The organism is Plantibacter sp. LMC-P-059a, from assembly GCF_030209505.1.
GTDB lineage: Bacteria > Actinomycetota > Actinomycetes > Actinomycetales > Microbacteriaceae > Plantibacter.
This window is the reverse complement of the sequence record NZ_JARVRZ010000001.1, coordinates 551,984-574,261: the sequence shown is the minus strand read 5'-3', so window position 1 is coordinate 574,261 and position 22,278 is coordinate 551,984. Positions and strand designations below refer to the sequence as shown.

Here is a 22,278-nt window from a genome sequence, read left to right as displayed (position 1 = left end):
TCAGACATTGATCTGAACCAATCGTCTTGACGTAGGAGATCGTTCGCCGTGCCCAAAATTCTGATCGTCGGTGGTGGTTACGCCGGGTTCTACACCGCCTGGAAGCTCGAGAAGCAGCTTCGCCGTGGCGAAGCCGAAGTCACCATGGTCGACCCGCTGCCGTACATGACCTACCAGCCGTTCCTCCCCGAGGTCGCCGCCGGTTCCATCGAGCCGCGTCACGCGGTCGTCTCGCCGCGTCGTCACCTGAAGTCCACCAACGTGATCACCGCCAAGGTCACGGGCATCAACCACGCCGAGAAGAAGGCGACGATCACGCCCGAGATCGGCGAGCCGTGGGAGGTCGACTACGACATCATCGTCGTCACCGCCGGCGCCGTCTCGCGTACCTTCCCCATCCCGGGTGTCGCCGACACCGCGATCGGTCTGAAGACGATCGAGGAGGCCGTCGCGATCCGCGACCGCGTGCTGTCCAACTTCGACAAGGCGGCCAACCTGCCGGCCGGTCCCGAGCGCGACCGCCTGCTCACGTTCACCGTCGTCGGTGGCGGGTTCGCCGGTATCGAGGTCTTCGCCGAGCTGCGTTCCTTCGCCAGCTCGCTGTTGAAGTTCTACCCGCAGCTCTCCTTCGAGGACACGCACTTCCACCTCATCGAGGCCATGGGGCGCATCATGCCCGAGGTCAAGATCGAGACGAGCCACTGGGTCCTCAAGAACCTGGCAGAGCGCGGCGCGCTCGTCCACCTCGACACGCAGCTGCAGTCAGCGGTCGACGGCAAGATCGAGCTCTCCACGGGTGAGTCGTTCGAGTCCGACCTCATCGTCTGGACCGCCGGCGTCATGGCGAACCCGGGTGTCGTCCGCGGTGGCGACCTCCCCGTCGAGGAGCGTGGGCGTATCAAGACCCGCGCCGACCTCCGCGTCGGCACCGACGACGACATCGTCGAGGGTGCCTGGGCGGCCGGCGACGTCTCCGCCGTCCCCGACCTCAGCGGCGGCGGCGTCGGCGGGTTCTGCGTGCCGAACGCGCAGCACGCCGTGCGTCAGGGCAAGCTCCTCGCGAAGAACATCACCGCGGTCCTCCGTGGCGAGGAGCCGAAGAACTACTTCCACAAGAACATGGGCGCGGTCGCCGGTCTCGGCATCGGCGTCGGCGTGTTCCAGTCCGGCAACCTCGCGATCAAGGGCCTCCCGGCCTGGTTCGCCCACCGTGGCTACCACGGTCTGGCCATGCCGAGCTTCGAGCGCAAGTTCCGCGTCTTCGGTGGCTGGTGGAACAACTTCTGGCTCGGACGCGACATCGTCTCGCTGCAGGCCGTTCAGACGCCTCGTGAGGCGTTCGAGACGTTCGCGTCACGCCCGAAGCCCCCGGCAGACGCCGCGGCTCCCGCTGCTGCTCCGGCGGCTCCGGCAGCCGCCGAGAAGCCCGCTCGCAAGGCTCCCGTCAAGCGCAAGCCCAAGGCCGCTCCGGCCGAGGCCGCAGCACCTGCGGCGGAGGCTCCCGCATCGGAGGCTCCCGCCGCTGCCGCTGGTGCTCCGACCGGTGCCGACGACGCACAGGCCTACGCGACGCCCGCAGAGGACGTCAGCGCGAGCAAGTAGTCCATCTGGGGCGTTCCGCTCCACGCTTCGAGAGGCGCATGTCACCGGTCAGCCGGGACGTGCGCCTCTCGGCGTCTCAGGCCTCGATACGATGAGAGGCACGCCCCCGTAGCCCAACTGGCAGAGGCAGGCGACTTAAAATCGCCGCAGTGTGGGTTCGAACCCCACCGGGGGTACGACGATCGCATCGCGGGAGGTGGGAGGATGGACGTATGGCCACCCGAACGATCACGACGCTCATCGACGACCTCGACGGTTCCGACATCCCACGCGGGCTGGGGGAGACCGTCCGCTTCGGCATCGACGGCGAGAACTACGAGATCGATCTGACCGACGACAACGCCGCGGCGCTCCGCGAGACGCTGTCCGCGTACGTCGAGGCGGCCCGGCCGGTCGTCGCTGCGGCGTCGCTCCGCCGCCTCCACTGATCGCGACCCGCCCCACGCGGGGGCGATGGAGGTCTGCACGTTCCTCGCCATCCTGCAAGGGGCGGGGTCTAGCCTGCGGGGGCCGGTAGCGTGCGGAGCATGAGTACTCCGAACGAATCCGGCCTGAACGACGAAGAGCAGACGACCAAGGACCGCACCTACAGCCCCTCGAGCGAAGCCGAGACGGAAGCGAAGCAGGACGACGGGCAGCCGGTCGTCCGCGACCCCGACATCGCCTCGGGCATGATCAACGTCGCCCCCGGCACGGGTGGGCCGGACGACGTCGGCGACGTGGACGTCGACCCGGGCGAGATCCACCTCCCGCGCGACCCCGACAGCGCCCACTGACCCCTCCGGTCGTCACTGAGCACCCCCGAACGGGGGTCGTCACTTTCGCCTTCCGGGCCGCGACACGGCGGTCCGCGTCACGGAAGGGGCCCACGGTCCGCTACCTTCGAGTGGGGGCGTCACCCGTGAGCCGGTCCCGGAAGCCGCAAGCTTCCTGGTCGATCGGTTGCTAGACGCCTCAAGTGAGGGCGAGGTATTCGGGTTACCTCGCCCTCACGCCTGCCCGCCGTCAGATCCGGCCTCGGAGAGCCGAGGCGAGGGTAGGCTGAAGTGATGCAGGAGATCACCCCCACCGACCTGAGCAAGCTCGACGAGGCCGTCATCATCGACGTCCGTGAAGCCGACGAGGTCGCCGTCGCACATGTCGCCGGCGCGCGACACCTGCCGATGTCGTCCTTCCTCGACCACCTCGACGAGGTCCCGCGTGAGGAGACGGTCTACGTGATGTGTCACTCCGGTGGCCGGAGCGCACGGGTCGCAGCGTACCTCGAACAGCAGGGCTACGACGCGGTGAACGTCACCGGTGGCATCTCCGAGTGGGCTGCCAGCGGCCTGCCCGTCCAGCGCGCCGCAGACGCCGGCTGACGCTCCTTCCGCTTCGACCTGACCGAACCCGCGCCCAGCAGAGCCGTGCCCAAACGCTACGGCGCCCTCAGTGCGTGTCGAGGAGCGGGCGGATGTGTCGACGCCATGCCCAGGCGCCGGCACCGATCGTCGCGAACACGAGCGCACCGAGCAGGATCCCGACCAGGGTGTCGGTTGCGCCGGGCATCGTCGCGGTCGGACCCAGGAGTCCGAACAGGAGCGTGAAGCTGAGGAAGGCGCTCCCGAGCCACACCGGTTTGGACCAGTCGAGGACGGCGCGTCCGCCCAACGGGCCGAGGGGGAGGAGCGCGATCGACGCCGAGCCGATCCCGGCGATCGCCGTCAGGTTCACCGCTTCCACGAGCATTGCGCCGACGGCACCGCTCGGCTCGCCGGCCAGCGCCGACACGAGCCAGGCGAGCGCGCCGACGACCGCGGCGGCCGCGATCCTCGCCAGGGCGAGGTGACCGGCGGTCTGCGTCGAGACGCCTACCGCGCGAGCCGGCGCGACCGCACCGGGGGCCGCATCAGCGTCCTGGTCCGATGACTCGGACGTCGGAACCGGGCGGAGGTCCACCAGGAGGGCGAAGAGCAACGCTGGTTGCAGCGCGAGGAGCCGCGACAGCGCGGTCACGACACCGACGGTCACGAGGCCACCGCTTCGGATGCTGACCCGCATCGGACCCAGTGCGGACCGCCGGGCGACAACGAGCTGGGCGAGGAGCCCTGCTGCGTTGATCGCGACCACCGCGAGCACGGACGCGAACCACAGCCGGAGGTAGGCCGGCTGTCCGACGACCGGGTGCGCGAACATCAGGATGCCGGCGGCGAGCACCGTGGTGACGACGGCGAGGATCGACCGGTTCGGCAGCGGCACGGACGGCGGTCGCTCGAACTCGCTTCTGGGCCGGTTGCGCCCGGTCACAGGCGCGCGACCATGCTCGCCGACCAACGACAGCCACCCGGCGGTCGAGGTCGCGAGGAGTCGCGCCGGGACCGCGACGAGGGCCAGGGCTGCGAGCGCGAGGAGGGCCGCGAGCCACCAGACGGGCTGACCACGGCCGTCGATCGTCGATGAAAGGGTCTGGGAGAACGGCGTCGAGCCCGACCAGAGCCCACCGCCACCACCGACCGGAGGAGCCGCGCCGGGAGTCGGCTCCCCGTTGGGCGAGGGTGTCGGCTGCTGCGTGCCCGGCGCCTGGCTTCCGGGGGCCGGGGACGGCGAAGCACCGTCCGTCGGCAGCGGGGAGGGGGAAGAGGGCGCGGGCGTGGCTGGTGCTCCGGCGGCGTCCCCGAAGGTGAGGGTGGCGGGCGTGCTCGCGCCGCTCGTGTTGCCCGCCGCGTCCTGCTGGATGGCGAGGACCACGTGTGCGCCGGCCGGGACACCTGCACCCGAGCACGTCCAGGAGCCGTCGACGACGACCGCCGTGCAGACGGAGGTCGAGTCGGCGAACACGGTGACGGTCGCGCCCGCTTCGCCGGTCCCGGCGTAGGTGGACGCCGCCAGCGGCATCGCCTGGCCGGCGACCGGAGAGGTCATCACCGGGGGAGCGGGCGCGTCCCGGTCGATCGAGAGGACGACGGGAGCGGAGGCGTCGGAACGCCGACCACCCGTGAAGGACGCCTGTTGCGTGGCGGTGATGGAGAGGTCGCCGGCAGGCAGCGGCTCGCCCAGGACGCAGAACCAGCTGCCCGAGCTGTCCGCCGCGAAACTGCAGCTGGCGCCGGAGTCCGCGCGCACGGTGACCGTCGCGCCAGGGTAGGCGGTGCCGCGGACGCCGCCGTTGCTCGGGGTGCCCGCGGTGATCGTGGGCGGGGCGAGCGCGGACACGGAGACTTGCGCGGACAGGGTCTCGGGGGCACCGACCTCGACCGCGGTGATCGGGATGCCGCCGCCGTCCGGGAGGACGACCGAGCAGGACCAGTCCGTGCCGTCGTCCTGCGGCAGGATGCAGGCCGGTTCCACGCCGTCGCCGAGTTGGAGTTGGATGCCGGTCCCGGTGTCCTTCGTGCCCGTGACGGTGACCGACCCGCTGCCGATGAACGAACCGGTGGCCGGACTCGTGATGGTGGGGCCGTCGAGCGGCGGCGGGGTCGGTGTCGGGGCCGCTGAGGAGTCGCTCGGACTGGGAGCCGGAAGCGGTTCGGGCGTCGCCCAGGCTGGGGCGGCGACGGTCGTCGTCCAGAGCCCCGCGAGCAGGAAGCCGGTGAGGAGGATCGCGACGCGTCCGATCGAGCGATTCGATCGGACTCCTGTTCCTGCGCGCGCGTGTTCCCCGGTCACCGTCTCCATTCCCCCAAGATCGCCGCGCGAAGTCAACCTCCCGCGCCAGATCAGCCGACAATTCCCGGGCGATCCGCACCGGAGCCCGGCTCGGACAGGTGCGCCGCGACCGCTCGTCCGACATACTGGCCCGACTGGGTCGTCTGCCCCAGGCGGGCCGGTGGCGATGGAGCGGTACGACCCGGGAGCGCACCTGGAAGGGTCGCCATGGCGAGGATCTCCGCGGTGCACGAGCCACCGAGTCTTTCCGTCATGCGGACACCCGGTCTCGAGCACCTGGTCGAAGCAGGGCGGCGATGAGCGACACGGATACCGCCACGGTCGGCCGACGCGTCAGCGGTCGCTGGGTGGCCGCGTTCGCCGTCGCCTGGTTGGGCGTCTGGATGGCCCAACTCGCGCCCTTGCAGCTCCTGCTCCCCGCCCAGATCGACGCCCGGCTCGCCCCCGAGCACTGGGTCGACAGCGTCGTGGCCTTCGGACTGGTCGCGGGGGCCGCCGGGCTCTGCTCGATCGTCGTCTACCCGCTGACGGGTGCCCTCTCCGACCGCACCAGGTCGCGGTACGGCCGGCGGCGACCGTGGATCGCCGCCGGGACGCTGCTGTTCGCCCTCGGGCTCGTGCTGCTCGGCCTGCAGACCGATGTCGTCGGCATCGGCGTCTGCTGGTGCCTCGCGATCGTCGGCTTCTGTGTGCTCGGTGCGGCTCTCACCGCGACCATCTCCGACCAGGTCCCCGTGGAGCGACGCGGGTTCGTCTCCGGATGGATCTCCGCACCCCAGGCCGTCGGCGTCATCCTCGGCATCGCCCTGCTGCTCCTCCTCGACACCCAGCCGTTCGTCGGCTACCTCGCGCTCGCGGTGATCCTCGTCGCGCTCGTCGTGCCCTTCCTCCGTCTGCCCGACCCGATCCCGGCGGGTGAGCGGCCCGCGCCCCTCACCCCGCGGACGCTCGTGGAGAGTCTCTGGGTCTCACCGCGTCGGCACCCGGACTTCGCCTGGACGATGCTCAGCCGTGTCCTCGTCAACCTCGGCAACGCGTTCAGCACCTCCCTGCTCTTCTACTTCCTGCTGTACGGGCTCGGCGACGCGGACGCGGAGACCGACCTCCTGCTCGTCACGATCGTCTACACCGTGTTCGTGGTCGCGTCCTCGATCCTGCTCGGCCGCCTCTCCGACCGGCTCGGTCGCCGCCGGGCCTTCGTCGTCGCCGCGTCCGTGTCGCAGGCCCTCGCCGCGCTCCTGCTCGCGATCTGGCCGTCGCTCCCGATGGGCTTCGTGTCGTCCGCGTTGATCGGACTCGGCTACGGCTGCTTCATGTCGGTCGACCAGGCGCTCGCCACGCAGGTGCTCCCGGACCCCGCGTCGCACGGCAAGGACCTCGGCATCATGAACATCGCGCAGGCCGTGCCGCAGGCCGTCGCACCGCTCATCGGGGCCGGTCTCGTCGCGTGGCTCGGCGGATTCGCCGGGCTGTACCTCGTCTCGGCGGCGTGTGCCGTCGCCGGGGCGATCGCCGTCACCCGAGTCAGAGGAGTGCGCTGATGTCCATCGAACTGACCGCGGGCGGTCGTGTGACCGACCCGATGCCGTGGCTCGACCCGAGGCGATACTGGGGCGGTATCGAACGCGCGGTCTCCCACGTCGACTCGCCGGCCGCCGTCCTGCACCTCGGCGCGCTCCGCTACAACACCCACGACCTGCTCCGGCGGGCCGCAGGCAAACCCATCCGTATCGCCAGCAAGTCGATCCGCGTGCGCGGCGTCATCGACGCCCTCCTCCGCCAGCCCGGCTACGAGGGCGTCCTCGCGTACTCCCTGGCGGAGGCGCTCTGGCTCGCGGAGACCGTCGACGACGTCGTGGTCGGGTACCCGACCGCGGAACGCGGCGCGATCGACCGGCTCGGCGCCGACGAACGGGCGGCTCGGAGGGTCACCCTCATGATCGACTCGGTCGAGCACCTCGACCTCGTCGACAGCGTCGTGCCACCGGGGCGGCGCGCCGAGATCCGAGTCTGCATCGAACTGGACGCCTCTTTCCGCACACCGGCGCTCGGTCACATCGGGGTCCGCCGCTCGCCGCTCCGCACCCCCGACGCGGTCCGGGCGCTCGCCGAGGTCGTCGAGCGACGGCCGGGATTCCGGTTGGTGGGCGTCATGGCCTACGAGGCGCAGATCGCCGGGCAGGGCGACGACCTGGCCGGACGGCCCGCCTGGTCGGCTGCGCTCCGCGCGATCCAACGGCGATCGTGGGCGGAACTCCGGGAGCGGCGTGCCGCCGTCGTCGCCGAGGTGCGCGCGGTGACGGACCTCGAGTTCGTGAACGGCGGTGGGACCGGGTCGCTCGAACTGACCGCGTCCGATGACGCCGTGACGGAGATCGCCGCCGGTAGCGGCGTCTTCGGCGGACACCTCTTCGACCACTACCGCGCCTTCACGCCGGCTCCCGCCGCTGCCTTCGGCCTGTCCGTGGTCCGCAAGCCGTCGGCTGAGCTCGCGACCATCCTCGGTGGCGGCTGGGTCGCGTCCGGGCCGCCCGGGCTGGACCGGCTTCCGATGATCGCCTGGCCGGAGGGGCTGCGGATGCTCCCGCGCGAGATGGCGGGGGAGGTCCAGACCCCGGTCGCCGGTGCGGCGGCGGCGGGACTGCGACTCGGCGACCGCGTCTGGTTGCGGCACACCAAGTCGGGCGAGCTCAGCGAGCGGGTCGACGCGTTCCACGTGATCGGTGACGACGGGGTGGAGGACGTCCTCCCGACGTACCGCGGTGAAGGGCGGGGGTTCATCTGATGCGCGGTCCGAGTGTGTGGACGAACTGGGCGCGCACCGAACGGGTGCGGCCGGTGCGCGTCGAACGCCCGGCGTCGATCGTCGAGGTGCAGCGCCTCGTCCGTGCGGCAGCCGGTGCCGGCCTGCCGATCAAGGCGGTCGGCGCCGGCCACAGTTTCACCGGGATCGCCGTGGCCCCGGGGGTGCTCCTCGAACTCGACGCCCTGTCCGGTGTGGTCCGGGTCGATCGGGAGCGCCGCCGTGTGACCCTGCTGGCGGGGACCCGTCTCCACGACGTCCCGCGACTGCTCGAACCCTACGGGCTCGCGATGCCCAACCTCGGCGACATCGACCGGCAGTCCATCGCCGGCGCGATCTCCACGGGCACGCACGGGACGGGGGCGGCGTTCGGCGGGATCGCGACGCAGGTCGTCGGCGTGGTGATGGTGACCGCCGACGGTGAGCTGCTGACCGCCGACGAGCAGCAGGAGACCGCGCTCCTGCCTGCGCTGGCGCTCGGTCTCGGTGCGCTCGGCATCCTGGTCGAGGTCACTCTGCAGTGCGTCCCGGCCTTCGTCCTGCATGCGGTCGAGCGACCCGAGCCGCTGGACGGGCTGCTGTCGGAGTTGCTCGCCCGGGCCGCTGCCGTCGACCACTTCGAGTTCTACTGGTTCCCGCACACCGGGACCGCCCTGACGAAGACGAACGTGCGGCTCCCGGGCGACGCCGCGGTGCACTCGCTCCGTCCGGTCGAACGGTGGGTCGACGACACCCTGCTCGCGAACGGGGTGTACCGCGTGCTCTGCAACGTCGGCACCGTGGCGCCCGCCATCGTCCCGCGCGTGAACCGGCTCGCCGACCGGCTGGTCGGTGATCGGGAGTTCGTCGACCGGTCGACGGCGGTGTTCACGACCAGCAGGACCGTGCGGTTCGTCGAGATGGAGTACGCCGTCCCGCTCGAGCAGCTGCCGACCGCCTTCGCGAGGGTTCGAGCCCTCATCGAGGAACGCGGGTGGCGGATCTCGTTCCCGATCGAGGTGCGGGTCGCGGCATCCGACGAACTCTGGCTGTCCACGGCCTCGGGCCGGGCGACCGGCTATGTCGCCGTCCACCGGTTCTTCCGAGAGGATCCGGGGGAGTACTTCCGGGCCGTCGAGGCGATCATGACGGAGCTCGGGGGCCGCCCCCACTGGGGCAAGCTGCACGGCCGCGACGCCCCCTCCCTCCGGGGTGCGTACCCACGCTTCGACGACTTCCTCGCCCTTCGCGACCGTCTCGACCCGGGCCGGGTGTTCGGCAACCCGTACCTCGCGCGCGTGCTCGGCGACTGACGCCGGAACGGTGCCCGGAGGCGACGTGTCTGCACGGCGGCTGCGTGCTTCCTGCGAAGTCCCCAAGGGTTGCATCGCCTCGCGGATAGAATGGACAGACCCGCTCTCCATCGATTCGCAAGGAGCCCATCCTCATGGAATGGCTGATCCCAGTCCTCATCGTCGTTGCCCTGGTCGTCATCGTCGGCATCTACTTCTGGGTGACGTACAACTCGCTCGTGACGCTGAACGTCCGCGTCGAGGAGGCTTGGAGCGACATCACGGTGCAGCTGAAGCGCCGTGCCGACCTCATCCCGAACCTGATCGAGGCGGTGAAGGGCTACGCCGCCCACGAGAAGGCGGTGTTCGAGAACGTCACGAAGGCCCGTGCGGAGACGTTGACGGCGCAGGGGCCGGCCGCGGTGAGCGAGGCGGAGACGCACATGCAGCAGGCGCTCAAGAGCATCTTCGCCGTCGCGGAGGCCTACCCGCAGTTGCAGGCGAGCCAGAACTTCCTGCAGTTGCAGTCGGAGATCGTCGACACCGAGGACAAGATCCAGGCGTCTCGCCGCTTCTACAACGGTGGTGTCCGGGAACTCAACACGAAGATCAAGGTGTTCCCGAACAACCTCTTCGCGAAGGGCCTCGGCTTCTCCGAGAGCGACTTCTTCGAGGTCACCGACAACGCGGCGATCGCCGAACCGCCGCGCGTCCAGTTCTGATCGCCTGAGCGCCGTCCGGTGTACCGAGCGATCGCGCGGAACAAGCGCAACACCGTCCTGATCTTCATCGTCTTCCTGGCGATCATCGGCGGGCTCGGGTGGCTGGCCGGATACCTGTACCAGAACCTCACGATCACGATCGTCGTCCTGGTCGTCGCCGTCGTCTACGCCTGCATCCAGTACTTCTTCGCCGGACGCCAGGCGATCGCGATGACGGGCGCGCAACGCATCGAGCTCGCCGACCATCCGCGGCTGTACCGCATCGTGGAGAACCTCGCGATCACCACCGGCACGCCGATGCCCGAGGTCTACCTCATCGTCGATCCTGCACCGAACGCCTTCGCGACGGGACGCGATCCGGAGCACGCCATGGTGGCTGCGACCACCGGCCTCCTCGAGATCCTCAACGACGCAGAGCTTGAGGGCGTCATGGCGCACGAACTCGGCCACGTCCGCAACTACGACATCCGCGTCTCGATGGTCGTGTTCGGTCTCGTGGTCGCGATCGGGTTCCTCTCGGACATGCTCCTCCGGATGACGATCTGGGGCGGCGGCAACCGCAACAACAACAACGGCGGCAACCCCGTCATGCTCATCATCGGGATCGTCGCCATGCTCGTGGCGCCACTGCTGGCCACGCTCGTCCAGCTGTCGATCTCGCGGCAGCGCGAGTACCTCGCGGATGCGACGGGCGCGCTCACCACCCGCCATCCTGAGGCCCTTGCGAGCGCGCTCGGCAAGTTGGCCGCCTACGGTCGACCCATGGCGAAGCAGAACTCGTCCATGGCGCACCTGTGGATCTCCGACCCGTTGAAGCCCGGGGCCGTCGCTCGGCTCTTCAGCACGCACCCGCCCCTCGTCGAGCGCATCAAGCGACTCAGCACCATCGGCGACGGGTTCTAGCGGGCAGGGAAGGGTTGCCGCGGGCATGGTCTGATCCCGCGGGGTTGGCCTGGGCCGGTCGCACTTCCGACCCCGGACACACGAATGGGGCGGCACCCGGAGGTGCCGCCCCATTCGGCGTTCAGGCGAGGACCGTTATTCGGTCTGCTCGTCGGAGTCGAACGTCACCGTGACCTTGTCATCGGCGTCGATCGTGATCTTGCCCGGGAAGTTCAGGTACGTGTCCCACACCTGCTGTCCGGTGACGGCGCTGCCGTACCAGGAGGCGTCGAACGAGCCGTCGATGCGGCCGTCCGAGGTGTAGAAGTACGAACCGCTCTCATCGACCTCGACGGTCGGGGGAGAGGTGAGCGTCCACGTGACCGGACCGACGCTCGAGAACTGCTTCTGCTGCCAGTCGGGCATGACGCCGCACTCGGTGTCGAGCGTGGTGGCGCCGAGGCACTTCTCGATCATGGCGACGACCTGCTTGGTCACCTCGGTCGTGAGGGCCTCCGTGGCGGTCACGTCGATGTCGATGAAGGCCGAACCCTCACCGGCGGTGTACGAGGTCAGCGTGACCGTCTGCGCGTCGCCCTGCAGGAACTTGCTCTCCGGCGGCGCGATCGTGTAGACGGCCGGGTAGGCGAACAGGCTCTCGTCGGCAGCGCCGTCGAAGTTGACGCCGTTGACGCTGAACGCGGTGCCGCCGAGACCGGTGTACACGCTGATGCTGCCGACGAGCGAGCTCGCGAGCTTCCACTGGTCGAAGAACAGGAACTGCTTGCCTTCGCTCTCGAGCGTGACCGTGTCCTCGTACTTCTTGCCGCCGAGCTCGTACGTGACCTGCACGCGAGCCTCGCCGTTGCGGTTGTAGACGCGGCCAACCTTCGGGTCCTTGATGCGCTCGTCCGCGGCCTTAAGGACCTCGTTCGTGAGCAGGGCCGTCGGCTTCACCGCGGTGGGGGCTGCGGCATCCGCGTCCGCATCGTCGTCGGGGGCTGCCGACTCGTCGGGGTCTGGGGTGGCTTCAGGCTCGGCCGTGGGCTCGTCCGTGGCGTCGTCCGTGCTGCCGACGATGGACGGGTCGGGTGCCACGAGGCTGTTGGCGAGCTTGGCGTCGCCCGAGGCGATGGCCTTGAGGTACTCCTCGACCTTCGCCTGCGGTCCGAAGGCCGTGGTGTTCAGGACACCGATCGTGATGGCGGCCGCCGCGATGAGGACGAGCGCTCCACCGGCGATCGAGGACCACATGATGATCCGCTTCTTCTGCTTCGGATCCATCGGCTGCTTGGGGGCACCCGTCGCGTAGGGGTTCTGCGCCGTCGCGTACTGGCCGTTCGGCTGCTGGCCTTGCTGGCCCTGCTGGTACGGGTTCTGTGCGCCGGTCTGCTGGCCGTTCGGCTGCTGGCCCTGCTGGTACGGGTTCTGGCCGCCGGTCGGCTGCTGGCCGTACGGAGCCGGAGGTGCCTGGTTCGGCGTCTGCTGCTGGCCCGACTGGTAGGGGTTGTGCGGCGTCTGCTGGCCCTGCTGGTAGGGGTTCGGCGTCTGCTGCTGGCCCGACTGGTACGGGTTGTCGGACGGCTGCTGACCCTGCTGATACGGGGACTGCTGCTGCTGCCCCTGGTACGGCTGGTTCGGCTGCTCGTCCGGGTTCGGTCGGCCGGGTTGTGCGGGTGTGGTGTCGTCGTTGCTCATGGGCGGGTTCCCCTCGTTTCGGACCATGAAGGTGCTCATCAACTTAGCAGTCGGTGTGCATCCCCTGAGAGTGATTGCGCCCCCTGGGCATGGGGAGTAGTGCCCATGCCTACGCGGGTGGACGGGAGACGAGCGCGGTGCCTACCGCGTGGGCCAGGGGAGCCGCGAGCGTCCCTCGATCGACGACGACCACGGCGTCGAGTCCCTGCCAGTGGGCCGTCTGCTCGAGCAACTCCGCGAGGCGCCCCGCGATCGCGTCGTCGGCGATGGGACGGAGCCCCCGGGCGACGTCATCCTCATGCCCACGCTCGAACCACGCGGACTGGACACGGAGGACCCCCGCCTGGCGGTCGCTCTTCAGATCGACGCGCGCGACGATCTCGCCGTCGATGAGGACCGGCAGGACGTAGTACCCGTAGACGCGCTTGGGCTCCGGCGTGTAGATCTCGATCCGGTAGTGGAGTCCGAACATCCGCAGCGCGCGTTCGCGGAACCAGACGACCGGGTCGAACGGGCTGAGGAGCGACGCCCCCTCGATGCGTCGCGGTCGTCGGGCGTCGCGGTGGATCCAGGCCTCCTGCGGCCCGCCGCGTCGGTCCCAACCGGCGACGGAGACCGGCTCGAGGACGCCGGCGTCCACGAGCTCGTCGACCGCCAGGCGGACCGCGGTCTGCGGCTTGATCCGGAAGTAGTCCGCCAGGTCGGCGAGGGTCGCGACGCCCTGCGCCGCGGCGGCCTGTTCGACGAGCGCACGGATCGCGTCGGGCCGGGCGACGTCCGCGTCGAGGAGATGCTGCGGCAGCACCTGCTCGGCGAGTGCGTACCGGCGCTCGAACCGGTCGCGGCCGGCCGTGACCACCTCGCCGTAGAGGAACAGCACCTCCAACGCCCGCTTCACGTCGGACCATCCCCACCAGGGTCCGCGTCGGACGTTCGCATCGTGCTCGATCTCGCTTGCCTTGAGCGGCCCCTCGACGCGCAGCAGTGCCCGTACCCAGTCCAGCATCTGCGTGTTCTGGCTCGCCCAGGTGGTGTCGTCGCCCGCATGCTTCGCGCGGTTCGCCTCCATCCGCCAACGGAACAACGGCCACGACTCGCGCGGGATGAACGCCGCCTCGTGCGCCCAGTACTCCAGGTAGGGCGAGTCGGCGGCGAGGGTCAGGCGGTCGAGGAGAGCCTTGTCGTATCCGCCCAGCCGTGCGAAGAGCGGGAGGTAGTGACTGCGCTCGAAGACGTTGACGGAGTCGATCTGCAGGAGGCCGAGTCGGTCGATCGTGGAGCGGAGCGTGCGGGTCCCGGCCGGGGACGTCCGCGGGGGGCCGCCGAGGCCCTGCGCACCGAGCGCGATCCGGCGGGCGAGAGCGGGGGAGAGGGAAGCGGGCACGGCCCGACGGTAGCACCGGCCGCCGACACCCGAGCCGCCCACGGCGAAGGCCCGGAGCCCGTCGTCCGCATGCTCACACCGGCATGTGCCAGCCCTACACTTGAGCAATGGCGGACGACACTCCGAAGACCTGGTGGGGACGCTTCCTTCCCGAAGCGGCCTCGCCTGTGCGCGAACCCGATCCGAGCGGCTCGAGCAGTGTTCCGCGAGGGATGCGCGTGGCCGCAGCGTGGTCCTGGCGGATCCTCCTCGTGGCCGCGGTCGTCGCACTGCTCGTGTTCCTCGTCGTGCAGCTCCGCCTCATCGTCATCCCGCTGCTCATCGCCGTCCTCGTCTCGGCGCTGCTGAAGCCCGTCGTCGACGTCCTGGTGCGGCACCGCTGGCCGAAGGGCCTCGCCATCGCGCTCGCGATGGTCGGCACGCTCGCCGTGGTCAGCGGACTGATCTTCCTCGCCATCTCGCAGATCACCTCGCAGTTCGCCTCCGTGCAGGCCCGCACGATGACCGCTTACGGCGACTTCAAGGCGTTCCTGCTCGCCAGCCCATTGCACGTGACCGAGGCGCAGCTCAACGACTTCATCGCCCAGGCCTTCGACTCCCTGCAACAGGACAGCCAGGTGCTCCTCTCCGGCGCGCTGTCGATCGGTTCGACGCTGGGTCACGTCGCGACGGGCGTCTTCCTCACCCTCTTCTGCCTGCTGTTCATGCTCATCGACGGTCGGACGATCTGGCGCTGGACGGTGCGCGTCTTCCCGCAGCGGGCACGTCCCGCCGTCGACAGCGCGGGCCGGGCCGGCTGGCGGACGCTCGGCAACTACGTCCGCACCCAGATCCTCGTGGCCTCGATCGACGCGGTCGGCATCGGACTCGGCGCGTTCATCCTCGGGGTCCCCCTCGCCATCCCGGTCGCCGTCCTCGTCTTCCTTGGTTCGTTCGTGCCGATCGTCGGGGCCGTCGTCACCGGGGCCGTCGCCGTCTTCCTCGCGCTCGTCTACAACGGGCCGTTGATCGCCCTGCTGATGCTGGGCGTCGTCCTCCTCGTGCAGCAGCTCGAGGGGCATGTCCTCCAGCCACTCATCATGGGGACCGCTGTGAAGGTGCACCCCCTGGCCGTGGTGCTCGCGGTGGCCGGCGGCACGCTCGTCGCAGGCATCCCCGGTGCCCTGTTCGCGGTGCCCGTGGTGGCCGTGATCAACGTGATGGTCCACACCATCGCCAGCGGCACCTGGCGGACCGGCGGTACCGCTCCGCCGCAACCGGCCGCCGACGGCGCGATCTGGCAGACCGTCCCGAGCCCCCGGCGAATCCGTCCGGGCTCCCGCTCGTCCCACGAGCCCATGGATCGCCCAGGCGATCAGGAGCCCCAGCACCCCAGCGACGACCTCCCAGCGACCCCGTCCCCAGAAAGTCCAGGACCCCGCACACCATGACCGATTCAACGACCACCGCACCTGTAATCCCCGGCCCGTCGCTCGCCGCGTTCGAGCGCGCCAGGGACACCCTCGCCGGCACCGTCCAACGCACCCCGATGGAGAGCTCCCGCTATCTGGCCGACGTCCTCGGCGTCCCGGTGCACTTGAAGTGCGAGAACCTCCAGCGCACCGGCTCCTACAAGATCCGTGGTGCGTACAACCGGATGTCGAGCCTGACGCCGGAGGAACGCGCTCGGGGCGTGGTGGCGGCCTCCGCCGGCAACCACGCGCAGGGGGTCGCGTTCGCCGCGCGCGAGCTCGGCATCGCCGCGACCATCTTCATGCCGGTCGGCGTCCCGCTGCCCAAGCTCGCCGCCACGCGCGACTACGGAGCCCACGTCATTCTGCGCGGCCACACGGTCGCCGAGCCGCTCATCGCGGCCGCCGAATTCGCCGCGGAGACGGGCGCGATCCTCATCCCGCCGTTCGACCACCCCGACGTCATCACGGGGCAGGGCACGCTCGGCCTCGAGATCCTCGAGGAGGTGCCCGACGTCGAGACGGTCATCGTCCCGATCGGCGGAGGCGGCCTCATCTCCGGGGTGGCCGGGGTCATGAAGCAGCGGGCGGCACTCGAGGGCCGCACCATCCGCGTGATCGGCGTGCAGGCGGCCAACGCCGCCGCGTACCCGGTGTCCCTGGAAGCGGGAACGCCGACGACGATCACGGTGCAGCCGACGATCGCCGACGGCATCGCCGTGGCCCGTCCCGGCGAGTTGAACTTCGAGATGATCAGTGCGCTCGTCGACGAGGTCGTCACCGTCTCCGAGGACGACCTGGCTCGCGCGATCGTCGTCCTCCTCGAACGCGCGAAACTCGTCGTCGAGCCGGCCGGGGCGGCGGGTGTCGCCGCGATCCTGGCCGGCAAGATCGAGCCGACCGGGACGACGGTCACGATCCTCTCGGGCGGGAACATCGACCCGCTCCTGCTGCAGCGCGTCGTGAGCCACGGGCTCGCCGCCTCGGACCGCTACCTCACGCTGCGCATCCCGCTGCCCGACCGTCCCGGACAGCTCGCCCGGACGGCGGAGCTCGTGGCGCAGGCGAACGCCAATGTCATCGAGGTGCTCCACACCCGGCACGGGCACGGACTCCAGATCAGTGACGTCGAACTCGAGCTCAGCATCGAGACGCGCGGCCCCGACCACCGCGATCTGGTGGTGCAGACCCTCCGTGAGGCGGGGTACGACCCGCAGATCGTCGACGACTGAGTCAGGACGACGCCGCACTCGACGACGAAGGGCCCCACCGCATCGGTGGGGCCCTTCGTCAGCTTCGGGAGGCCGCGGCACGGCTGCCGGGGTCAGGAACCGGTGTAGGTCTCCACCGCGGTGATCGACACGGTGATCTCCTTGCCGTTGGGCGCCTCGTAGGTGGTGGTCTCGCCGATCTTCAGCCCGAGGATGGCCGCACCGAGCGGGCTGCCCTCGCTGTAGACGTCGAGGTCGGTGTTCCCCGCGATCTCGCGGCTGCCGAGCAGGAAGCGCTCTTCGCCGCCCGCGACGACCGCGGTGATGACGGTGCCGGACTCGACGACGCCGTTCGACTCGGGAGCCTCGCTCACCTTGGCGTCGCGCAGCATCTGCGTGAGCGTACGGATGCGCGCCTCCTGCTTGCCCTGCTCGTCCTTGGCGGCGTGGTAGCCGCCGTTCTCCTTGAGGTCGCCCTCCTCGCGAGCCGCTTCGATGCGCTTGGCGATCTCCTCGCGGCCCGTGGTGCTGAGGTGTTCGAGTTCTGCCTGCAGCCGGTCGAAGGCCTGCTGGGTGAGGAACGTCTCCTGGATCTGCTCGGACACGATGGAACTCCTTTGCATGGTGGGTCGCACACGACGGGCGAAACGCCCGTCATATGCCAGACGCCCCGGCGGAATGCCGGGGCGTGTGAAGTACGTCCATCGAGTATCGCACGATCGCCGCAGGAGTGCGGCGCGGCCCGGGGTGCTCCGGGTCAGGAACCGTCCTCGACCACCCAGCAGGTGTCGACGACGCCCGTGTTGCTGAGCTCAGTCGTGCGGACGAGTTCGGTGAGGTTCCGGGTGCGCTGCTCCGACGGCGGCAGCTCGACGACCTTCCACCCCACCACCGCGAACTGCTCGTTGAGCGCCTGCACCGAGCAGGCCATCGGGGTGTCCTGCGGGCCGGTGACCTCGAACGAGACGCTCACGAGGGTGTCATCGACGATCTCGTGCGCGGTGTTGCGGGACTCGATGCTCGGGCGACTGCCGTCGAGGCCGGCCCAGACGACCCAGGCGACGAAGACCACGGCGAACGCGGCCGCTGCGGACCAGATCAGGCGGCGGTCCCGAGCCCGGTTCCGGGACGTGCGTCCGTACCGGGCCGCGATGGCGTCCGGGAGGACCGCCGACGGCGTCGCGGTGTCCTGGGAGTCGGTCGCGTGTGGGGCGGCGTTCCGAGGGGAGGTGGTCACGTCACGGGCTCCGGTTCGAACGGTTAAGCTTGACCAGGAGCGCGAGACGGCTCGAGGTCGACACCTCAAGCGTATTGCCTCTTCCTGGATGCGGCGTCCCGACCGCGTCGCCACGTCACGAGTCGCGAGGTCGTTCCTCGCGCAGACCAGCCGGAAGGCGGAGCACCATGACCATGAGACTGCTCGCGGTGCACGCCCACCCCGACGACGAGTCCAGCAAGGGGGCCGCGACCCTCGCGTACTACCGCAGCCTCGGCGCCGAGGTCATGGTCGTCAGCTGCACGGGTGGCGAACGCGGCGACCTCCAGAACCCCGGACTCGCCGGCGTCGCGATGATCGAGCGCGACCTCTCCGGCTACCGCCGCCTCGAGATGGCCGCGGCTCAGGAGATCCTCGACATCGAGCACCGCTGGCTCGGGTACCAGGACAGCGGCATGGCCCGCGACGACGGCACGGTCCCGCCGGCGAGCTTCGCCGACATCCCGCTCGAGGTCTCGACCGGGGTGCTCGTGCGGATCGTCCGGTCCTTCCGACCGCAGGTCATCGTCACCTACGACGAGAACGGCGGGTACCCGCACCCCGACCACATCCGGAGCCACGAGGTGAGCGTCGCCGCGTTCGACGCCGCGGCGGATGCCGAGCGCTACCCGGAGGCCGGCGAACCCTGGCGCGTGGACAAGCTCTACTACGACCGCTCGTTCAGTCCGGCCAGGCTCGAGGCGGTGTACGCCTATCTCGTCGAGCACCACCCGGACGACCCGGCCGTCGAGCGACTCGCGGAGATGCGCGAGTGGATGGCCGGTCGGCCGGACCTCGCGACGACGCACGTGCGTGTCGGCGACTTCTTCGAGGCGCGCGACGACGCGCTCCGCGCCCACGGCAGCCAGGTACCACCAGACTCACCGTTCTTCTTCTGGCCGAACGACGTCCTGCGCGTCGCGTGGCCGTTCGAGGACTACCAGCTGGTCACCTCGCACGTCGCGTCGGCCACCCCGGAGTCGGACCTGTTCGACGGCGTCGACACCAGTGAAGGAACCGCATGATGCACCACCTGCTCACCGAACTCGTCCTGGCGGTCACCCCGTCGCCGTCACCCTCACCGCAGTTCGACGAGAACCAGGTGACGCCGGGCCCCTGGGGCTTCGTCATCACCTTCGCCATCGCCGGCATCGTGGTCTTCCTCGTCATCGACATGGTGCGCCGAGTGCGCCGGGTGAACTACCGCGCCGAGATCGACGAGCGCCTCCAGGCGGAGGTCGCCGAGCGGGACGCGGCACGCGCCGACGGCACCGACGGTCCGGTCGCCCCCGGCGGCGAGTCGACCGATCCACTACGCAAGCCGGACGACCCGCGGCGCTGAGCCGACGAGGTCGCGCCGCCGGGAGCACACCCGCCGCGGCGATGGTCAGCGGTGGTACACCGGGTCGATCGCGATCAGCAGGACGCCGGTCCAGTGGCACAGGAACGCGAGCACCGTGCACAGGTGGAACAGTTCGTGGAACCCGAAGCGCCCGGGCCAGGGGTTCGGCCGCTTCATGGCGTACATGATCGCCCCGACCGTGTAGAACAGGCCGCCGGTCGCGATCAGCACCATCGTCGCGAAATTGCCACGGGCGATCTCGCCCAGGTAGGCGACGGCGCCCCACCCGAGCGCGAGGTAGAGCGGGACGTAGAGCCAGCGCGGAGCACCGATCCAGAACACGCGGAACCCGATGCCGAGGAGCGCGCCACCCCAGACGAGGATGAGCAGGAGCGTGCCCTGCTCCGGCGGGAGGGCGAGGACCGCGAGCGGAGTGTAGGTGCCGGCGATCAGCAGGAAGATGTTGGCGTGGTCGATCCGCTTGAGGAGCAGCTTTACGCGGGGCCGCCAGGAGAACCGGTGGTACAACGCCGAGTTGCCGAACAGCAGCATCGACGTGAGCACGAACACCGTCGAACTCCACTTCGCCGCAGCACCCTGCGCCAGCGTCACGAGCACGATCCCGGCGATGATGGAGATGGGGAAGATTCCGGCGTGGAGCCAGCCGCGCCAGCTCGGTTTGACCTCGTCCGGTGTGGCGGCGTCGACGGTGGCGACCTCGAGCAAGGGCAGGTTCGGCAGCTCGGGCTCTTCGGTCGTCATGTGCTCAGGATACGGGGTGGTGCGGAACTCCTCCTGGGAGCAGCGGAGGAAACTGCACTAGCGTTACAGGGTGATGACGAGGCATTCCGCACCGGTGGACGGCTTCCTGTACGGCCTCTACGCGAGACGCCTGCGGAAGACGTTCAGTCCGCAGACACTGCCGCACCATGTCGCGATGATCATCGACGGCAACCGGCGGTGGGCCAAGCAGCTCGGTTACGAGACGGCGGCCCACGGCCACCGTGCGGGCGCGGCGAAGATGCGGGAGTTCCTCACCTGGTGCGACGACCTCGGCATCGGCGTCGTCACCCTGTACCTGCTCTCGAGTGACAACCTCGTGAACCGGGCCCCGGACGAACTGGACGACCTCGTCGACATCATCGCCGATCTGGCCGAGGGGCTGTCGCACTACCGCGACTGGCGGGTGAAGCATGTCGGGTCGAGCGCCGGCCTCCCCGAGTCGCTGCGTACCGCGCTGGAGAGCGCCGAGGAGCGCACGGCCGATCGCGCGGGGATGCACATCAACCTCGCCGTCGGGTACGGCGGACGCACGGAGATCGTCGACGCCATGCGCGCGATCGTCGCCAAGCATCATCTCGAAGGCAGGAGTCTCGAGGACCTCGCCGCCCTGCTCACCCCGGACCTCATCGGTGAGCACCTCTACACGGGTGGCCAGCCGGACCCGGACCTCGTGATCCGCACGAGCGGGGAGCAGCGGATGAGCGACTTCATGCTGTGGCAGAGCGCGCACAGTGAGTTCTACTTCGTGGAGGCGCTCGGTCCCGACCTCCGAGAGGTCGACTTCCTGCGGGCCCTCCGCGACTTCTCCAGGCGGCAGCGGCGGTTCGGCGGATGAGCCGCAACTCCGACGAGCAGACCGCAGACCAGGGGAACGCCGACGACCGTCTGTCCGCCTTCCAGGCCGACTTCGGTGAGGACACCGGCTACCTCAACTACGGCAGCGTCGGGCCGCTGTCCCGGAGGGCGGAGGCGGAGGCTGCCCGGTGGAACGAAGCCCTCGGTCGTGCGGCGTTCGGTGGGCTCGCCGACGTCGACGCGCTGGACGCACGGATGCGTGCCGCCGTCGGTGCGCTCACGGGGTTCCGGCCCGATCAGATCGTGGCCCAGCCGAACACCTCGCAGGGCCTCGTCCACACGATGTTCGGATTGAGCGGGGTCGTCCTCCTCTCCGCGGTCGAGTACCCCTCGCTCCCGTTGGCGGCGGAACGGGCGTCGCAGCACCGGCGCGTCCTCACCCCGCGCTGGTTGGAGACCGATCGCGGCCACGTGACCGCGGACCGCATCCGCTCGCAGCTCGACGACGACGTGACCGCGATCGCCGTCAGCCTCGTCGACTACCGGACGGGGTTCCTGGCCGATCTGCACGCGATCCGCGAGGTGATCGGGGACCGTCTGCTGATCGTGGACGCGATCCAGGGCTTCGGCGTGGTCGACGCACCGTTCGAAGCGGCCGACGTCGTCGCCAGCGGCGGACAGAAGTGGATGCGCGCCGGCTGGGGCACCGGGTTCCTCGCCCTGAGCGACCGTGCCCTGGACCGGCTCCAGCCTGTCCTCTCCGGGGTCACCGGAACGGACGAACCCTGGCCGTACGCCGCGACGCCCGAACCGAGCCGGACCGCGAACGCGTACTCGATCACCCGCGCCGACCCGTTCGCGGCTGCACGCTTCGCCGCGTCCCTGGAGGCGACCCTGGCCGTGGGGACGTCGGCGGTCCAGCGTGCGATCGCGGGGCTCGTGAGCGAGGTCATCGACCTGGCCGACGAGTTCGGCATCCCCGTGCTCACCTCGCGCGACGAGCATGAACGGGCCGGGATCGTCGCATTGGAGCCCGAGGAGGAGGTCCTCGAGACCCTCTCGACCTCGCTGGCGAACCACGGCGTCACCGCGACCACCCGTGGTACGACCGTGCGGCTCAGCGTGCACGCCGGCACCACGAGGGAGACGCTGGAGCTGCTCCGCGGGGCACTCGTATCGTTCGCGACTGCAGCGAGCTACTGATCCTCAGCTCCACCGCTGGTTCCTGCGGCGACCCCCATCTGTTCACCTTCCTGTAACAGGACACGGGGCGTGTCGTCGCATCGATGTCGGTGGCCGGACGTACGTTCATCTCATCGGGCATGGAGCCCGGTCGAGACGGCCACACAAGTTCGGCTCGAAACCCTGCAGGCGGCCGTTTCGCACAGTGATCCGAGCATCAGTTGCTCGGGGTGGGAGTGGTTGTGGCCTCGC

The 22,278-nt window shown here is 69.9% G+C and carries 21 protein-coding genes and 1 tRNA gene; 16 read left to right on the top strand and 6 right to left on the bottom strand.

Going from position 1 to position 22,278, the window contains the following annotated elements:
- The first annotated feature begins 48 nt into the window (after positions 1–48).
- The 5 genes from QRN27_RS02720 to QRN27_RS02700 all read left to right on the top strand — a co-directional run bounded on the left by QRN27_RS02720 (position 49) and on the right by QRN27_RS02700 (position 2,963).
- Entirely contained in the window at positions 49–1,602 is a 1,554-nt protein-coding gene (locus tag QRN27_RS02720; RefSeq protein WP_285040626.1) for an NAD(P)/FAD-dependent oxidoreductase, read from the top strand.
- A gap of 102 nt (positions 1,603–1,704) precedes the next feature.
- A tRNA-Leu gene (locus tag QRN27_RS02715) sits at positions 1,705–1,778 on the top strand.
- Between the two features lie 36 nt (positions 1,779–1,814).
- A complete protein-coding gene (locus QRN27_RS02710) occupies positions 1,815–2,030 on the top strand; it encodes a histone-like nucleoid-structuring protein Lsr2 (RefSeq protein ID WP_194669510.1) in 216 nt (71 codons plus the stop codon).
- 99 nt (positions 2,031–2,129) lie between these two features.
- Positions 2,130–2,378 carry a hypothetical protein gene (locus QRN27_RS02705; RefSeq protein WP_194669511.1) on the top strand — a complete coding sequence of 83 codons (249 nt, stop codon included), beginning with the start codon at positions 2,130–2,132 and terminating at the stop codon, positions 2,376–2,378.
- A 273-nt stretch (positions 2,379–2,651) separates the two neighbouring features.
- Complete coding sequence (locus QRN27_RS02700) at positions 2,652–2,963, top strand: rhodanese-like domain-containing protein (RefSeq protein ID WP_285040625.1); 312 nt, start codon at positions 2,652–2,654, stop codon at positions 2,961–2,963.
- Positions 2,964–3,030: 67 nt separating this feature from the next.
- On the opposite strand, the gene QRN27_RS02695 is transcribed toward QRN27_RS02700, so the two are convergent.
- The gene (locus QRN27_RS02695) at positions 3,031–5,247 is read right to left on the bottom strand and encodes an Ig-like domain-containing protein (RefSeq protein WP_285040624.1); all 2,217 of its coding nucleotides are present in this window, start codon (positions 5,245–5,247) and stop codon (positions 3,031–3,033) included.
- A 296-nt stretch (positions 5,248–5,543) separates the two neighbouring features.
- Here QRN27_RS02695 and QRN27_RS02690 point away from each other — a divergent pair, with 296 nt between their 5' ends.
- The 5 genes from QRN27_RS02690 to QRN27_RS02670 all read left to right on the top strand — a co-directional run bounded on the left by QRN27_RS02690 (position 5,544) and on the right by QRN27_RS02670 (position 10,946).
- Positions 5,544–6,788: an MFS transporter gene (locus QRN27_RS02690; protein ID WP_285040623.1), complete on the top strand. Its 1,245-nt coding sequence runs from the start codon at positions 5,544–5,546 to the stop codon at positions 6,786–6,788.
- On the top strand, positions 6,788–8,032 hold the full coding sequence (locus QRN27_RS02685; protein WP_285040622.1) for an alanine racemase: 1,245 nt from the start codon (positions 6,788–6,790) through the stop codon (positions 8,030–8,032). The genes QRN27_RS02690 and QRN27_RS02685 overlap by 1 nt, the downstream gene beginning before the upstream one ends.
- Complete coding sequence (locus QRN27_RS02680; RefSeq protein WP_502929465.1) at positions 8,029–9,342, top strand: D-arabinono-1,4-lactone oxidase; 1,314 nt, start codon at positions 8,029–8,031, stop codon at positions 9,340–9,342. The genes QRN27_RS02685 and QRN27_RS02680 overlap by 4 nt, the downstream gene beginning before the upstream one ends.
- A gap of 134 nt (positions 9,343–9,476) precedes the next feature.
- The gene (locus QRN27_RS02675) at positions 9,477–10,043 is read left to right on the top strand and encodes a LemA family protein (protein ID WP_056007430.1); all 567 of its coding nucleotides are present in this window, start codon (positions 9,477–9,479) and stop codon (positions 10,041–10,043) included.
- Positions 10,044–10,061: 18 nt separating this feature from the next.
- Positions 10,062–10,946, top strand: a complete 885-nt coding sequence (locus tag QRN27_RS02670; protein ID WP_285040620.1) for a M48 family metalloprotease — start codon at positions 10,062–10,064, stop codon at positions 10,944–10,946.
- 135 nt (positions 10,947–11,081) lie between these two features.
- Here QRN27_RS02670 and QRN27_RS02665 read toward each other — a convergent pair whose 3' ends face one another.
- Together QRN27_RS02665 and QRN27_RS02660 are read right to left on the bottom strand one after the other, a co-directional pair.
- Complete coding sequence (locus QRN27_RS02665) at positions 11,082–12,623, bottom strand: zinc ribbon domain-containing protein (RefSeq protein ID WP_285040619.1); 1,542 nt, start codon at positions 12,621–12,623, stop codon at positions 11,082–11,084.
- Between the two features lie 109 nt (positions 12,624–12,732).
- Positions 12,733–14,007: a winged helix-turn-helix domain-containing protein gene (locus QRN27_RS02660; RefSeq protein WP_285040618.1), complete on the bottom strand. Its 1,275-nt coding sequence runs from the start codon at positions 14,005–14,007 to the stop codon at positions 12,733–12,735.
- Between the two features lie 107 nt (positions 14,008–14,114).
- Here QRN27_RS02660 and QRN27_RS02655 point away from each other — a divergent pair, with 107 nt between their 5' ends.
- Both QRN27_RS02655 and ilvA read left to right on the top strand, forming a co-directional pair.
- The gene (locus QRN27_RS02655) at positions 14,115–15,437 is read left to right on the top strand and encodes an AI-2E family transporter (protein ID WP_285040617.1); all 1,323 of its coding nucleotides are present in this window, start codon (positions 14,115–14,117) and stop codon (positions 15,435–15,437) included.
- Positions 15,434–16,690 (top strand): threonine ammonia-lyase, encoded by a 1,257-nt coding sequence (gene ilvA / locus QRN27_RS02650; protein ID WP_285040616.1) that lies wholly within the window; start codon positions 15,434–15,436, stop codon positions 16,688–16,690. The genes QRN27_RS02655 and ilvA overlap by 4 nt, the downstream gene beginning before the upstream one ends.
- A gap of 92 nt (positions 16,691–16,782) precedes the next feature.
- Here ilvA and greA read toward each other — a convergent pair whose 3' ends face one another.
- On the bottom strand, positions 16,783–17,274 hold the full coding sequence (gene greA / locus QRN27_RS02645; protein WP_285040615.1) for a transcription elongation factor GreA: 492 nt from the start codon (positions 17,272–17,274) through the stop codon (positions 16,783–16,785).
- Between the two features lie 152 nt (positions 17,275–17,426).
- Positions 17,427–17,906, bottom strand: coding sequence for a DUF4307 domain-containing protein (locus QRN27_RS02640; protein ID WP_285040614.1), 480 nt, complete (start codon positions 17,904–17,906; stop codon positions 17,427–17,429).
- Between the two features lie 167 nt (positions 17,907–18,073).
- Between QRN27_RS02640 and mca the strand changes: the two genes are divergently transcribed.
- Together mca and QRN27_RS02630 are read left to right on the top strand one after the other, a co-directional pair.
- Positions 18,074–18,949, top strand: coding sequence for a mycothiol conjugate amidase Mca (mca, locus tag QRN27_RS02635; protein WP_285040613.1), 876 nt, complete (start codon positions 18,074–18,076; stop codon positions 18,947–18,949).
- Positions 18,946–19,266 carry a hypothetical protein gene (locus QRN27_RS02630; RefSeq protein ID WP_285040612.1) on the top strand — a complete coding sequence of 107 codons (321 nt, stop codon included), beginning with the start codon at positions 18,946–18,948 and terminating at the stop codon, positions 19,264–19,266. The genes mca and QRN27_RS02630 overlap by 4 nt, the downstream gene beginning before the upstream one ends.
- A 45-nt stretch (positions 19,267–19,311) precedes the next feature.
- Here QRN27_RS02630 and trhA read toward each other — a convergent pair whose 3' ends face one another.
- Entirely contained in the window at positions 19,312–20,028 is a 717-nt protein-coding gene (gene trhA / locus QRN27_RS02625) for a PAQR family membrane homeostasis protein TrhA (protein ID WP_285040611.1), read from the bottom strand.
- A gap of 73 nt (positions 20,029–20,101) precedes the next feature.
- On the opposite strand from trhA, the gene QRN27_RS02620 reads away from it, so the two are divergent.
- The gene (locus QRN27_RS02620; RefSeq protein WP_056007401.1) at positions 20,102–20,884 is read left to right on the top strand and encodes an isoprenyl transferase; all 783 of its coding nucleotides are present in this window, start codon (positions 20,102–20,104) and stop codon (positions 20,882–20,884) included.
- The gene (locus tag QRN27_RS02615; RefSeq protein WP_285040610.1) at positions 20,881–22,047 is read left to right on the top strand and encodes an aminotransferase class V-fold PLP-dependent enzyme; all 1,167 of its coding nucleotides are present in this window, start codon (positions 20,881–20,883) and stop codon (positions 22,045–22,047) included. The genes QRN27_RS02620 and QRN27_RS02615 overlap by 4 nt, the downstream gene beginning before the upstream one ends.
- Positions 22,048–22,278 lie beyond the last annotated feature (231 nt).

Bases quoted from the DNA above. Each gene is read 5' to 3' on its own strand.
- QRN27_RS02700 (WP_285040625.1), top strand. From the start codon at position 2,652: ATGCAGGAGATCACCCCCACCGACCTGAGCAAGCTCGACGAGGCCGTC.
- mca (WP_285040613.1), top strand. From the start codon at position 18,074: ATGACCATGAGACTGCTCGCGGTGCACGCCCACCCCGACGACGAGTCC.
- QRN27_RS02685 (WP_285040622.1), top strand. From the start codon at position 6,788: ATGTCCATCGAACTGACCGCGGGCGGTCGTGTGACCGACCCGATGCCG.
- QRN27_RS02710 (WP_194669510.1), top strand. From the start codon at position 1,815: ATGGCCACCCGAACGATCACGACGCTCATCGACGACCTCGACGGTTCC.
- trhA (WP_285040611.1), bottom strand. From the start codon at position 20,028: ATGACGACCGAAGAGCCCGAGCTGCCGAACCTGCCCTTGCTCGAGGTC.
- QRN27_RS02655 (WP_285040617.1), top strand. From the start codon at position 14,115: ATGGCGGACGACACTCCGAAGACCTGGTGGGGACGCTTCCTTCCCGAA.
- QRN27_RS02620 (WP_056007401.1), top strand. From the start codon at position 20,102: ATGACGAGGCATTCCGCACCGGTGGACGGCTTCCTGTACGGCCTCTAC.
- QRN27_RS02675 (WP_056007430.1), top strand. From the start codon at position 9,477: ATGGAATGGCTGATCCCAGTCCTCATCGTCGTTGCCCTGGTCGTCATC.
- QRN27_RS02665 (WP_285040619.1), bottom strand. From the start codon at position 12,623: ATGAGCAACGACGACACCACACCCGCACAACCCGGCCGACCGAACCCG.
- QRN27_RS02615 (WP_285040610.1), top strand. From the start codon at position 20,881: ATGAGCCGCAACTCCGACGAGCAGACCGCAGACCAGGGGAACGCCGAC.
- QRN27_RS02705 (WP_194669511.1), top strand. From the start codon at position 2,130: ATGAGTACTCCGAACGAATCCGGCCTGAACGACGAAGAGCAGACGACC.
- QRN27_RS02690 (WP_285040623.1), top strand. From the start codon at position 5,544: ATGAGCGACACGGATACCGCCACGGTCGGCCGACGCGTCAGCGGTCGC.
- ilvA (WP_285040616.1), top strand. From the start codon at position 15,434: ATGACCGATTCAACGACCACCGCACCTGTAATCCCCGGCCCGTCGCTC.
- QRN27_RS02630 (WP_285040612.1), top strand. From the start codon at position 18,946: ATGATGCACCACCTGCTCACCGAACTCGTCCTGGCGGTCACCCCGTCG.